Origin of the sequence: Bacillus yunxiaonensis (genome assembly GCF_037104695.1) — a bacterium.
Classification (GTDB): Bacteria; Bacillota; Bacilli; order Bacillales; family Bacillaceae_G; genus Bacillus_A; species Bacillus_A yunxiaonensis.
Map to the genome: position 1 here is coordinate 135,839 of NZ_JBAWSV010000007.1, position 13,382 is coordinate 149,220.

The 13,382-nt window shown below is 34.8% G+C and carries 15 protein-coding genes, 1 pseudogene and 1 riboswitch; of the genes and pseudogenes, 8 read left to right on the forward strand and 8 right to left on the reverse strand.

The genetic code is table 11. The annotated features are described in order from the left end of the window. Window positions 1-30 precede the first annotated feature (30 nt). Genes WAX78_RS19240 through WAX78_RS19250 form a run of 3 tightly spaced genes read right to left on the reverse strand, consistent with a single transcriptional unit; the run spans window position 31 to window position 2,741 of the window. Window positions 31-747, reverse strand: coding sequence for an EcsC family protein (locus WAX78_RS19240; protein ID WP_336483611.1), 717 nt, complete (start codon window positions 745-747; stop codon window positions 31-33). A 37-nt stretch (window positions 748-784) separates the two neighbouring features. After that, on the reverse strand, window positions 785-2,002 hold the full coding sequence (locus tag WAX78_RS19245; protein ID WP_336483612.1) for an ABC transporter permease: 1,218 nt from the start codon (window positions 2,000-2,002) through the stop codon (window positions 785-787). Then, window positions 1,995-2,741, reverse strand: a complete 747-nt coding sequence (locus WAX78_RS19250; RefSeq protein WP_336483613.1) for an ABC transporter ATP-binding protein — start codon at window positions 2,739-2,741, stop codon at window positions 1,995-1,997. Before WAX78_RS19250 ends, WAX78_RS19245 begins: the two co-directional genes overlap by 8 nt. Before the next feature lie 553 nt (window positions 2,742-3,294). On the opposite strand from WAX78_RS19250, the gene WAX78_RS19255 reads away from it, so the two are divergent. Next, window positions 3,295-3,729, forward strand: coding sequence for an HIT family protein (locus WAX78_RS19255; protein WP_336483614.1), 435 nt, complete (start codon window positions 3,295-3,297; stop codon window positions 3,727-3,729). A gap of 106 nt (window positions 3,730-3,835) precedes the next feature. Here the strand turns inward: WAX78_RS19255 and WAX78_RS19260 are convergent, their stop codons facing one another. Then, window positions 3,836-4,027 (reverse strand): hypothetical protein, encoded by a 192-nt coding sequence (locus tag WAX78_RS19260; RefSeq protein WP_336483615.1) that lies wholly within the window; start codon window positions 4,025-4,027, stop codon window positions 3,836-3,838. An 87-nt stretch (window positions 4,028-4,114) separates the two neighbouring features. Here WAX78_RS19260 and WAX78_RS19265 point away from each other — a divergent pair, with 87 nt between their 5' ends. Both WAX78_RS19265 and WAX78_RS19270 read left to right on the forward strand, forming a co-directional pair. Next, window positions 4,115-4,477, forward strand: a complete 363-nt coding sequence (locus WAX78_RS19265; protein WP_336483616.1) for a YtxH domain-containing protein — start codon at window positions 4,115-4,117, stop codon at window positions 4,475-4,477. A gap of 329 nt (window positions 4,478-4,806) precedes the next feature. Then, the gene (locus WAX78_RS19270) at window positions 4,807-5,367 is read left to right on the forward strand and encodes an HTH-type transcriptional regulator Hpr (protein ID WP_336483617.1); all 561 of its coding nucleotides are present in this window, start codon (window positions 4,807-4,809) and stop codon (window positions 5,365-5,367) included. Window positions 5,368-5,371: 4 nt separating this feature from the next. Here the strand turns inward: WAX78_RS19270 and WAX78_RS19275 are convergent, their stop codons facing one another. Then, window positions 5,372-5,707, reverse strand: coding sequence for a DUF1878 family protein (locus tag WAX78_RS19275; protein WP_336483618.1), 336 nt, complete (start codon window positions 5,705-5,707; stop codon window positions 5,372-5,374). 91 nt (window positions 5,708-5,798) lie between these two features. On the opposite strand from WAX78_RS19275, the gene WAX78_RS19280 reads away from it, so the two are divergent. Next, the gene (locus WAX78_RS19280; RefSeq protein ID WP_336483619.1) at window positions 5,799-6,014 is read left to right on the forward strand and encodes a hypothetical protein; all 216 of its coding nucleotides are present in this window, start codon (window positions 5,799-5,801) and stop codon (window positions 6,012-6,014) included. Window positions 6,015-6,044: 30 nt separating this feature from the next. Here the strand turns inward: WAX78_RS19280 and WAX78_RS19285 are convergent. Next, window positions 6,045-6,113, reverse strand: a pseudogene (locus WAX78_RS19285) (YjcZ family sporulation protein); the annotation flags it as partial. A 199-nt stretch (window positions 6,114-6,312) separates the two neighbouring features. Here WAX78_RS19285 and prsA point away from each other — a divergent pair. Next, window positions 6,313-7,173: a peptidylprolyl isomerase PrsA gene (gene prsA / locus WAX78_RS19290; protein WP_336483620.1), complete on the forward strand. Its 861-nt coding sequence runs from the start codon at window positions 6,313-6,315 to the stop codon at window positions 7,171-7,173. A 209-nt stretch (window positions 7,174-7,382) separates the two neighbouring features. After that, window positions 7,383-7,580, forward strand: a complete 198-nt coding sequence (locus tag WAX78_RS19295) for a DUF3955 domain-containing protein (RefSeq protein WP_336483621.1) — start codon at window positions 7,383-7,385, stop codon at window positions 7,578-7,580. A gap of 62 nt (window positions 7,581-7,642) precedes the next feature. Here WAX78_RS19295 and WAX78_RS19300 read toward each other — a convergent pair whose 3' ends face one another. Then, window positions 7,643-9,991, reverse strand: a complete 2,349-nt coding sequence (locus WAX78_RS19300; protein ID WP_413789214.1) for a discoidin domain-containing protein — start codon at window positions 9,989-9,991, stop codon at window positions 7,643-7,645. Window positions 9,992-10,420: 429 nt separating this feature from the next. Beyond that, window positions 10,421-10,510: riboswitch (cyclic di-GMP riboswitch) on the reverse strand. 443 nt (window positions 10,511-10,953) lie between these two features. Continuing rightward, window positions 10,954-11,664, reverse strand: coding sequence for a Crp/Fnr family transcriptional regulator (locus WAX78_RS19305; RefSeq protein ID WP_336483623.1), 711 nt, complete (start codon window positions 11,662-11,664; stop codon window positions 10,954-10,956). A gap of 105 nt (window positions 11,665-11,769) precedes the next feature. Here WAX78_RS19305 and WAX78_RS19310 point away from each other — a divergent pair, with 105 nt between their 5' ends. After that, the gene (locus WAX78_RS19310; protein ID WP_336483624.1) at window positions 11,770-12,111 is read left to right on the forward strand and encodes a DoxX family protein; all 342 of its coding nucleotides are present in this window, start codon (window positions 11,770-11,772) and stop codon (window positions 12,109-12,111) included. A gap of 278 nt (window positions 12,112-12,389) precedes the next feature. Then, the gene (locus WAX78_RS19315; protein ID WP_336483625.1) at window positions 12,390-13,130 is read left to right on the forward strand and encodes a GntR family transcriptional regulator; all 741 of its coding nucleotides are present in this window, start codon (window positions 12,390-12,392) and stop codon (window positions 13,128-13,130) included. Window positions 13,131-13,382 lie beyond the last annotated feature (252 nt).

Consider the following 13,382-nt stretch of genomic DNA (forward strand, 5'->3'; position numbering starts at 1 on the left):
GCATCGATATAGATACGAAAGTTTTCCATGTTATATCATCCCTTTTTGCTGTAAGAAGCGCAATCGATAGCAATTCATTGTCACTTCACCAAGTCTCTGCAAAAGTTGGTAGTTCGCATATGCCCCTACCGGTGCACCGATGACTGGTACAAGCTGCAGCATCTTGGCTAAATCAATATAATCCCGATATTCTTGCTGAAATTTCTCCCAATCAATATGATTTTCTATATTCGTATCCCACGTCTCAATGGCCTTCCATATTTCTTTTCGATGATCATCGCTTGAGAAAGCGAGCTGGAATACATGAAGAATGAATAACCGTTCTTCTTTTCTACTCGTATCATAGCCATACAGCGTTGCCGCATCAAACAAAAATTTAATTTTAATGCTAAGCAAAAGCGGGAAGTCAGCGAGCCCGAGTAAGAAACCTCCCGCTCCTGTCCCGGCTCCTTCTGCTGCAGCAATCTTTTTATACTCATCGATTTTCTTTCGCACTTCTTCATCTCTTCTTTGCAATGACCAATCCGTTTCTTTTAGCTTCGGTTTAATAAAATTTGAGCCAATGCTAATTCCTTGCACCATCGTTTTAATCGTTTCTGTTAGTATGGTTTGCACTTTTGCTGGAATAAATTGCTGCACTTTCGTTTGCATTGCTTTTGAAAAACGTGTCATTACGGAAGAGTTTTTTATAATTTTTCTTTTCCACTGTTGTAATTCTAAGATGACCTTTTGTTCATATTCAGTCATACTTTTCTTCCTTTCCCTATACAGTGAAAGCTACGCATTAAATGCGTGATAATTTTTTTAAGCGCATTGCTCCGTATCGATATACAAATCCAAAACTAAATAACATATTTTCAAGAAATACAATTCCCGTCATCATCATATCCTTCGTTGCGAGCGCAAATAACACAGTGAAAATGACACCACCTACGCAAAGTAAAGCACATAATAACGCAAGAAAATCTTTCATCTTTTCTTCCTCTAAAACAGGATATAAATCGAGCCATAGCTTTAAACGATGATGCTTCCATAAACTTAACAACTGATAGCCGATTAAATATAAAAACACGACACTTACAATAAGACGTGCATATAGAAATGGAACAAAGTATAAAATCAATCCACCAATTATAAGTAAACGAACATACAGCCCAAAATAATTTCCTGAGCGTAAAAACGTACGCACAAATAAGAATAAATATGTTCGTTTTTCTGATACGATATTAAGAATAAAATCAAGCCATTTCCGGCGTGATACACGTTCCTTTAACGCTGGCACATCGACAAACATATTGGCAATGCGGTATAGCAATAACATTTTCTTTCCTTCTTCTACAATTAAGTATTCCCAGTTTAGCGGTTTTCCTTTTACTTTCTGATGCAAAAATACAAGATAAACCACCATTGCAAAGACGATTGCTCCTATATAAATAACAGAAGCGCGCGCTACAAGGAAATAAACAAAGAAAAAGTTAAGAACAAAACGGATTAGCCAGTCAATGAGATGCATACGGTTATCCGTCATATAAGACTTCTCCCATGTGACAAATAAATTCCAAGCCTTACTTAACACAATAGCGAGCACAATTACGATGTATGTTGCTCCGGATTGTTTCATCTGCTGGAAATAAAGCGGAGCAAGCGCTGCACTTGCCATGGCTATCATATACAGCTGGATGATAAACGTAAATTGAAAAGCTTTTGTGAAATATGCTTTTAATTTTTCCTCTACCGGAAGTAAGTACACAAGATCCGCTTCTTTTAATAATGTTTGAATTGATCCTGCTGTTAATACAAGTCCCAATAGAACTGCTATAACAAATGCTGCTGGAAATGAAGGTGTTAATGTTTGTAACCATTGTTGGTAATAATACGCACCCGCACCGATGATAAATACAAAAATAAATTTCAAATGATCATTAAACACATATTTACTGTATGTACGAATTTCTTTTAAAAAATGACGAAACCGTTCTCTCCATAACTCTTTACTATTCATCAGCATCTTCTTCCTTCGTTAGTGCAATGTAAATATCATCAAGCGTCGCACCCGGCATATTAAACTGCTCTTGCAGTTCTTCAAGTGTGCCCTGTGCACGGATTTCACCTTGATGCAAAATAATGAACGAATCACAATAACGTTCTGCTGTTGCTAAAATGTGTGTACTCATTAAAATGCCAGCACCGCTTTTTTTCATTTGATCCATCATTTGTAAAAGCGATTGAATCGCTAACGGATCCAATCCAACAAACGGTTCATCAACAATATATAGAGAAGGTTGTACTAAAAAAGCGCTCATAATCATTACTTTTTGTTTCATCCCTTTTGAAAAATGGGCTGGAAACCACTTCAAACGATTCTTCATGCGAAACTCTTTTAACAGTTTTTCTACGCGTTCTTCGTACTCTTTTTCCTTAATGCCGTACGCCATTGCCGTTAGCTTTAAATGCTCTTCTAATGTTAACTCCTCATATAACACAGGTGTTTCTGGAATAAACGAGAAACTGGAGCGATATGCTGTCATATCCTCTTTTAATGTCTTTCCGTTAATCGTAATATGACCCTGTTTCGGTTCCATCAATCCGATAATGTGCTTAATTGTTGTACTCTTTCCCGCACCGTTTAAACCAATTAAACCGACAAGTTCTCCTTTCTTAACGGAGAATGAAATATTTTGCAATACAGGTCGCTTTGTATATCCGCCTGTGACACTTTCCACTCGCAATAATTGTTCCATATGACACCACTTTCTTCTTTATGTATGTGTAATCATCTTACCAAAAAATTAAAGCTCCTACATAGTACAGAACTTTTTTAAAAAGAAAAAATTTCCTTTACATAACTTTTACAAAAGCGGACATCATAATTAGTGAGGAAGGAACACATTGAAAAAGCAACCATAAAAGTGATGAACACAGCCTAGCGAAATCATCATGAAATGGGGTGTCTATAATGGACAAAATGAGTGAGTTTACACGGAGCAGATAATTGTTTAATTTTAGAAACGGGGTGTCTCGAGGAGAGTAGATACTGTTTTATAAAATAAACAAGTCATTTCAGAAGGATTGCAACATCATTTCATTGTAAATGGGGTGTCGACGGCAGAGTAGATGTCGAATTACCACGCATTTCCTAAACAAATGAGGTGTCTGTTAAAGGTAGATTAAACGAAATGCTTTTTCAAACCTTCTTCAGAAGGCAGGAAGCTTTATGAGCTTCCTGCTTTTCGTGTTTTTTCTACTATGTAATTATGTTAAAATACGGCTAAGACCACTGAAAGGATGAGGAATATGAATCATACAGCAGATAATTGTATTTTTTGTAAAATTATTGAGGGACAAATTCCTTGTGCAAAAGTATATGAGGATGAGCATGTACTCGCTTTTCTTGATATTAGCCAAGTTACAAAAGGGCATACACTCGTAATTCCAAAAGTACATAAACAAGATGTATTCGCGTTAACACCAGAAATTGCTGCACACATTTTCTCTGTCGTTCCAAAAATTTCGAACGCTATTAAAACCGAATACAATCCAGTTGGCTTTAACTTATTAAATAACAACGGAGAAAAAGCAGGACAAACTGTCTTTCACTTCCATCTTCATTTAATTCCACGCTACGGCCAAAAAGACGGATTTGGTGCGGTGTGGAAATCTCATCAAAGTGATTACACAATGGAAGAGTTACAAAACATTGCAAACACAATTTCAACTAGCGTAAAGTAGCATAACACTTTTACCAGAACTGATGAGTTGAAAAGATCAGACTTTGCAGATCATCTTTTTATATAACATATTAAAACAGACTAGCCGTTTCATCTGAATAGATACCCTATTGTAGTATGTACAATAAAATTGTACATAGCATACATATCCCGCCAATAAAAGCGAACCTAACAGCTTGTTGTTTTACCAAAAGTATTGGCGGATAGGATCTTTTCTGTTTTAATATAAAAAACAATTGCATTGCTCGTACAAGAAAGAAAAGACTGACAATAAAACAAATTGTTGTAATCCATTTCACTTTTCTCCCCCCTTGTCTTATGCATATGCACGTTTTTACACATCATGAGTATAACGATAAGTTGAACAAATTTAGGAGGTCCTTTTTATGTCAAAATCTAAATCCTTTCTAACTGGCGTCATCTGCGGCGGAGCTGTCGCTGGACTTGCTGTGCTCTTTTCCACTCCTTCATCTGGAAAAGACATGCGAAATAAGTTAAAAGAAAAAGGAAATGATATAAAGAAAACATTATCTGATATTACAACAGATACGAAATTATTAAAACGCCAAATTATTGAAACAGCTTCTGAAGGAAAAGAAGTCATTCAAGAATTGACAAATGATATGCACGAAACATTCTCTGTTTGGAGACAAGATATTTCTCAAAACAAACGCCACATTGAACAAGAGATTGAAGACATTCAAAAATCAATTGAAAAATTACAACAAGCAGTTCCTGATAAAGCGTAATTTTTCGTATATAACAAATTTTTATGATTCCTATCTTCTCTTACACGGCACATGATATACATGTGCCGTATTTTTTTATACAATTACACAGTTTCTTTTTTTCATGCAAATGAGAATAAAATTATGTTAATCTTTACCCTGTCCCATGATAAAACGCTTCCAAGCCCACTCGAAAAAGTGACAGATCAATACAAATTAACTCGGAATTTGTACTGTTTTGTCATTTTTACAAAAAATTTTCACAATTCTAACAAAAAGACTTTATTAATTTTTATTTTACTGGCATAATAGATACTAATGAATAAGATTTGTATAAAGTGGGTGACTGAATGAAAAACGGGGATAAAAGTTATTCGATAAAAGAAGCGTTGATTTTCAGCCAACGCATCGCTCAATTATCAAAAGCATTATGGAAGTCTGTAGAAAAAGATTGGCAGCAATGGATTAAACCATACGATTTAAACATTAATGAGCATCATATTTTAATGATTGCGTATCATTTAAAAGGGGCTTCTATTTCAGAAATTGCAAAATTCGGCGTGATGCACGTATCCACAGCTTTTAACTTCTCCAAAAAACTAGAAGAGCGCGGTTTACTTATATTTTCAAAAAAAGAAGATGACAAGCGAAATACGTACATTGAGATTACTGATAAGGGAGAGGAATTGCTGCTGCAATTAATGGAGGAATATGATCCTGAAAGTAACTCTGTCTTTAATGGCGCTTTAGCTCTTCGTAATTTTTATGGTAAATTCCCAGAAAACATCGAATTAATCGCCATTTTACGAAATATTTACGGGCAAGATTTTATCGAGATTTTCGAGAAATCCCTGGATAATATCGAGGACAATTTTACAGAGCATGACGCAAAGCTTGTTAAAAAGTTTTAAATTATTATTTTAATGCCATCATACGTATAAATTCTTGCATTAATGGTTGAAATAAACCTTGACGTTCGAGCGCTTCTGCAGTCTCTTTTCCTTCGAGACTTCGTGGAAGCGCTTTTTCAAATTTATTCAACAATTCATCAAATAAAAGTAAACCTTCTTGCTTTTCGATTATGTATTGCTCGTTCATTTCTTCACAAAGAGCTAACAAACGTTCTACATCACGTCTCATCACTTTCTTCTTTATAATTAAAGAGTAAAATGGACACTTTTGTTCATCTATCATATTAAAAAGTAGCGATACATAATATTCTGCTTGTTCTAAGCGTTTCACAACGTCCATTTTCTTCCCTCTCTCTCTCTATTACAAGTTCCTCTATTTCAGAATTTTATAACACGAACAAAATATCGTATGATACAATAGATTCAATTGTATGTATTTTCGCCAAAGGAGGACTCTCCTCGTGACAATGATATTTATAGCTTTTGCACTTATTGTTCTAGTGTACACGAATTTTATGACGCATACACTGTGTCAACAAAAACAAATGTCTGATCGACGTCAAACAGGTGTCTTTCGTTTCATTAATGTATGTATTACCATATTATTAATTTCTAGTTATATAGAAATTATATTTCATGCAAAGTGAGGAAGGGAACCCCTTCCTCACTTTTTTCCTCTATAAACAAATTATACCTACTATTACTAATAAAATAAATAACACAAGCAATAAAATTAATTGTTGATTTATCATAAATGCAGCCCCCTCACCTTCTTTTTATGCCTATAAACCTAAAATGGTGATATCGCCTAATCTGACAATTCTCGCCTAACAAATGGGTAATTTTTCTTTATCAATAGGAAAACAACTCGAAATATGCTATATTAATTTTAGTACATATTGCTTATACTATAAAAAAATACATAATAGTAGGAGTGTTTATTTCATGAAGAAAGCAATACTTGCCCTGGCTGTAACAAGTGTTTTCACATTATCAGCATGCGGCACTTCTGACAAAGTTGTAACGTCAAAAGCTGGCGATATAACAAAAGATGATTTCTATAATGCAATGAAGCAGCAAGGCGGTAAAAACGTCTTACGTAACATGGTAATGGAGAAAGTATTCGTTAAAAATTACCCAGTAAAAGACGATGACGTTAATAAACGATATGACGAATACAAAAAGCAATATGGCGATCAATTTGATGCTGTATTAAAACAAAGCGGCATGACTGAGAAACAATTAAAAGACTCTGTTCGCGGCGAACTTGCAATGAAAGAAGCTGTGAAAAAATCTATCACAGACAAAGAAGCAAAAGACAATTACAAACCTGAAATCAAAGCAAGCCACATCCTTGTAAAAGATGAAGAAACTGCGAAAAAAGTAGAAGCTGAATTAGCACAAGGAAAATCTTTTGAAGACTTAGCAAAACAATACTCTGAAGATACAGGTTCAAAAGATAAAGGCGGCGACTTAGGATACTTCGGACCAGGTAAAATGGTAAAAGAATTTGAAGATGCTGCATATAAATTGAAAAAAGGTGAAGTTAGCCAACCTGTAAAATCACAATTTGGCTACCATATCATCAAAGTAACTGACATTAAAGAATTAAAACCATTCGATCAAGAAAAAGATCGTATTAAAGGCGACATTGCTGACAAGAAAATGCAAGACGCTCAATTTATGAACGATCTTGTTACAAAAGAAGTCAAAAAAGCAGATGTGAAGATTAACGATAAAGATCTAAAAGATATTTTCGAACCTCAAAAAGCTCCGGCAGCAGACCAAGGCACATCTAGCAAATAATAATGAAAAAAGCTCGGCATATGCCGAGCTTTTTTATTTGAGGATTGAGCTAAAACTATAAACGTTTGCGCCATATACAACTTTATTCTCTTACAAATCTGTAAGCTTTTTGTCACGTATTTAAATAGTACTAACGATATGACAACATTATAATTACGAACTATAGAGCAGTTATTTTGTAAAAAAACCCTTACATATGGAGGTTTAAAATGAAAAAATATATTTTAACTTTAATACCATTTATCCTAGGGATCGGATGTTTTGTTAGCTTTAATACCATTGGCTCTACAGTCGCTCCTGATGGCACTCTTGTTGAACCATTTTATTTACTACCAATGGGTTATTCATTCATAGCTATCGGTATCGTTAGTCTATTTGTAAGTAAAATGAAAACAGTTAAGAAATAGACTAAAAAAAGAGACTGTAGCAAAGGTATAATATCCTTTTGCTACGGGCTCTTTTCCAACTATTAATTATATAATTTTATTTCTGAAGCTGAAGCAAATCCACCGTGTCCTGATACAACTTCAAGCTTTACATACTGAGCATCTACTTTACTGAAACTTGCATTCTTTGTAAGTTTATTATCTGCCCAAGTTCCAGTAGCAACCTTTGTAAAGTTAACTCCATCTAGACTTGTGTATATATTATAACTAGTTATGTTACCATTAAAATTACTATCTTGTCTTGGAACATAAGCTAATTGTGATATGCTAGTAACTTCATTAAGCTTTATCGTAATGTATGGAGCCTTATCACTTCCATCCCATAATGTATGCCACATTGTTGCACTGTTTCCGTCAACTGCATTTTTAGCATCATTACCAGCTGAAATTTCCTCACTTGAGACACCTGCAACTGATAAATTTTTGCGTGATATTAACCCTACTGCAGCCGCATCAGTAAACTTTAAGTTAACAGCGTCACTTGCTGGATTTGAACCAACAGCAAACTTTCTAACTGTTAACGTAACATTTCCTGTTAAATCCGGTAAATTAGAAGAAGCTGGATTATATTTTGTCCAATGTGAACCTTGATCAATGCTGAATTCCATCGTACCGTCTAGACCAAAAACTAAGTTCTCATCATCATTTGAAGAAACATTAACTTTACCAGCTTTTCCAATTGGAATTAATAAAGGCTGCTCTGTTCCAATCACTCTTGTTAAGATACCATTCGTTGAATTGATTGCTGAGATTTCTTCATTACTCAGAAGCATATCATTGCTTGTAGCAGCTTTATACGTTTTCCCACCATCAATACTGTATTCCGTATCCGGTTTAATTCCCATTAATTTCCCTGCATTTGCTCCATCAAAACTAAAAGTAGCAAGGCTCAGTCCTAAACTTGGCATTTGATCCTTTATTTTATTAGCTACTTGCTTTTCATTTACATTCGTTATTGTGGAAAATACATTTAATATATTTAACGTATATTGCTGAAGCTTCGCTCTATCATCTGTATTCAGAACATGACTTCTAATTTGAGTAAGAAGATCCATCATCGGTCTTGGCTCATTAGCAAAGGAAGAAATGATACTACTGTTTAATTCTTGCCACTGTTCATCCGTTACATTTGGATTTTGTAGCATAAGAGAAACGTAATCTTTCCATACTAAAACATTAATCGGTAAAATATTAGTAGCTATTTTATAAATTGCAACTTTGTTATCTGATGAAGTCATCGCTTTCGCTAACCAGCGTAATCGCTCTGATTGATCTAGTTTTACTGGGTCACTTTCCGCATCTTCAAATAGTAAGATGTACGGTACTTGATTTTTCAATTTATCATCTGACCAAGGAATAACAGTTCCACCATGATGCTCCGATTCACTCCATCCAAATATATCATTCCCTAAATACCACGAAGATGGTTTGTCATTCCAGATGAGTGCACAATGTCCAGGCTGTCCAACAGGCATAGCTGCCACACCAAAGGCTTGGCCTACTTGCGTACCAAACTTTGAAATATTACCGCATACTCCGCCATCTCTGTAAATGGAAGAAAGATTCCAAGCTAAACCATAAAATTTATCATTTCCAGCTTGAATGCTAACCCCATCTTTGTTACGGTCTACATATTTAATCAAATATGCACTTGTTCCTATCTTATCTTGACTTTTAAGTTCTGGATGTTCCGTATTAATCATGTTTCTTGCCCAAGTTAAATCTTCTTCTGGTGACCAAGTATTCACTACTAATCTTAAATGCCAAACATCATATGTTCTAAAGACAGGAAGTAACTCATTATTTTGATCTGCTGATTTATAATATTGGTACCTCGTTAATGGATTAATAGGTGTATTATTTGTCCAATATTTTACAGGTTCAGCATGAGCTAACGATGTAGCTATCGCTAATTTTAAATACAATCCTTCATGAGAATCTGCATCTGTATTCCAGATTGTATTCCATATCTCAAGTGCATTTACTGGATTCTTCCCAGTTGGACTGCCGCCTTCAAGAAACGTATTCATTACCTCTGTATTTTTCATAGCCCAGTTAAGAAAGTTCTGATGAGCAGCGTCTTTTTTAGCGAATGCATCCATTGCTGCTGCGCCTGTTTGTGATATAAATTGCCACTGAGCCAAAGCTGCTGCAAATACCGGGTCTGTAAGCTTACTTTGTAAATTCGCTTCAGTAAGTTCCCCAACATTTTCATTTAAATATGTTGTAAGATAACTCAAATAATCTTCAAAATTACCATTTACGATTGCCTGATCTGTCTTTTGCTTCAATGTTTCTTGAGTTAACGACACCGTTTCAGCTGAAACTTTCGTATAAGGAATCGTAACAAAGCTCCCTGAAACAAGTGACATAGTTAATACGAAAGATAAAGTTCTTTTCAAAATAAGCCCCCCTTGTGTGTGTGTTTAACCGATTACCCTTGCAGCCTCCTTCCTTACTAAAGTGAAACTTCCATCAGTGTTTTTTTCATTCTCCACTAATGGAAAGCCCGCCCAATCAGGCATTTACGGGCAGTTATCCCCCACCTTTCTTCTTAAGAAAAGCGGAAGCGGCTCGCTCAGAATCTCAGGACGTTGGAGCATCCGACAGAGAGGAGCTTTTTGCCTCGTCCGAGGGGGCGAAACGACCGGAGATTCTAGCCGCTAGAGCTGGACAATGATTCTCTCGGAATCTTGAAGTGAGGGTCTTACTACCCGCAAATAGTAAAAAAAATTCCCCATGCCTAAAGGCACGGGGAATTAAACTACCAACATGAATAAAACTTGGAAGTTTCCTAACCTTTCGGCAACTGGCTGACATAGTGGAATGAATCCCCCTTAGTCCCTATAGCTTTGCGTCATTAGCTTTCACTAACTTTGCCTTTATCGAATTCTATTCTTGAATCGGATTATAGCAAAATTCGACATATATTGATAGATTTTTTAATTTATTTAACAGAATTTTTACTTATCTTAAACATTTGGTTAAAGTTTATATATTTAAAATTTCCATCTAGTTCTAAGTTGATAATATTCATGATGAAATCCCCTTTTGTACATGTAAGACAGAGAAAAAAGCACCCAAATGAGTACTTTTTCAACTTGAATCACCATTTCAATTCGGAGAAAGCGGTCTCGTTAGATTAGACTGTTGAAACTTTCTTAGCGTTGTTAAAAACGGTGGAATTGTCTTGAAAATGGGCCTATCGTTGTAAAAAGAGGACTTTCTTGTGAAGTTCTCTTTTTTATCCCGCATTAGCTGGCTGTTTTCCCCTTTCATTTCTTGCCTTTCGCTACATTTTAAAGTAGAAATTTTAAACTACCTATATCTTTTACTAAATACGCTTACTGCCTATTTCTAATTCTTCTATTAATCTCCCTAAGTGAATTTGTAATAATTTACGCGGGGCTGCTTTTCGGACAATGCCTTCTTGTGTTAAATCATTTAATAAACCCGTTACCGTTTCACGAATACTCCCTGTCATATTTGCTAATTCTTGGTGAGTAATGGAAATTTCAAGCTGTCTCCAATCCTCTGCAGCTTCCACTACTATCCCAAATTTTTCCGATAATTTATAAAGCAAAAAGAGCAATCGTTTCCGTGCACTACTATGTGCCATATGCTCTAACAGCTCTTCCATTTCCTTGACACGAATAGATAGTATCTCTATGAACTTTAAAGCGATGTCCGGTTTATCGTGTATAATTTTTTGAAACTGAGTTCTATCTATTTTACAAATAAGAGAATCTTCCCATGTTTCAGCATATACACCTTCAGATCCCGTTGTAAATGTACCCACCGCTCCAAACACATGCCCTGCACCTAATATGTCGAGTGTAAGCTCTTTTCCATCTTCAGACACTTTATATAAACGCACTTTACCTGATTTAACTAAATATAAAAACTGCTGCTTCATATGCGGAGAGGTAATGATTGTCCTTCTTTTCATTACATCAATAGGAGTATCCTGCTCAATTTTCTTTAATTCCTCTAACTCTAGCTCATCAAATAAACGTATTCGTGATAAATATTTTATTTTATCCATGAACTTTCCTCCCATTGTAGTCTCGACTACATATTTTCAAAATAATATATACTATACTCTTATGTAAAAGTATGTATTTTACTATCTTATCAAGGGGGAAGTCATATGAATATCGTTATTATTATCATTCAATTTATTTTGATTGGTATATTTTCAATATCGTTTTTCCTAAAAATCTCACGTGCAAAATCAATGGTTCATCACTGGAATGAATATCGCTACCCTATGTGGTTTATGAATGTGATTGCCTTATTGGAGCTCATCGGGATTATAGGAATCATTATTGGTTTTTGGAGTGATAGATTCTTACACTATGCAGCTTTTCTTATTATTGTTCTTATGTTAGGAGCTTTGCATGCTCATTTCTTCCGTGCAAAGCATAAACCCATTATGGCACTTAATGCGTTTATTATGCTTGTTCTTTCTATTACAATTCTACTCGCTTAAGGAAACAGGAAGTTTAAATAATAGTCAATGGAGTGATAACTTCCTCCACTGACTCGACAAGAAGGTTATAATACAACAGCTGTATGTATTAAAATGTTTTCAAACGATTCAAAGCTATTTTAGTTGTATACAGTATCTCTCTTCTTCCGTTTGAATGACCAATATACCTAGCGCAAATTATAATGGATTTTTGCAAGCGTATTAATTTCCATAGAAAAATAAGTTACAATAAACCAAAGAAAAGAAACGGAATTTATAAACTATAGGGGTATAAGAAAATGAACAATAAACTTCATGAACTCAATAAACAAAAAAAACCGCTATTTGTCACTGTGTATGATCAATTGTATACATTAATCATGGATGGAACATTTCCTCCTGACAGCAAGCTTCCAACAGAACCTGAATTGGCTAAAATATTTGGTGTAAGCAGAATGACATTGAGACATGCTTTGGCACTTTTGAAGGAAGATGGCTTGGTTAAAAATATACATGGAAAAGGGAATTTCATTACAAAATTTCATCATAATGAAAGTATGGATGGCTTGGAGAAGTTGGGGAATCCCTTATATAAATGCTATACAGAAAAAATAGATGATATCGAACTGGATTTCCGAATTGATCTAGTAACGGACTATGCAAAGCAAGTATTAAATCAAGAAATGACTGCAGTGGTTGCGTTGGAACGCTGGTATAAAAGTAACGATAAGATCGTAGCTTTTGCTTTTACGATGATGCCAATAGAAGCGGTTTCCAAATTAAATCTTGACTTACAAAACGATGCGCAAGTTTTAGAAATGTTGGAAGAGAAAGTATATGAACTAGCTAATTCCTCTACCATTGAAATTAAACGTTCTAATTCCGTCAATACGCCGTCATTAAAATACAAACTTTTCCATGGAGAAGAATGTGATTTAATTTTAGAAAGTGTATATATCAGTGATAAATATCCTGTGGTTTATAATAAATACTATATACCAATAGAATTTAGTCAAATTAAAATTAAGACATCTAAATAAAGTTCTATACTTAATTTAGAAGCGGTGTATTTCATACAAAATACACCGCTTTTTTGTAACAAAAAAGACAAATTCCGAAAGAAAGATGGGTTGTGAGCGAAATAAAGGTATGGTATCCTTTTCATTGTTAAGATATATACAAGTTTTTAGACAACTATACAATGTTGTATATTACAAAGAGTTATCATGGATGATCATGAAAGCGTAATCAACGAGTATGATGTTTTTGGGTTACTTATGCAAATCCTTCCT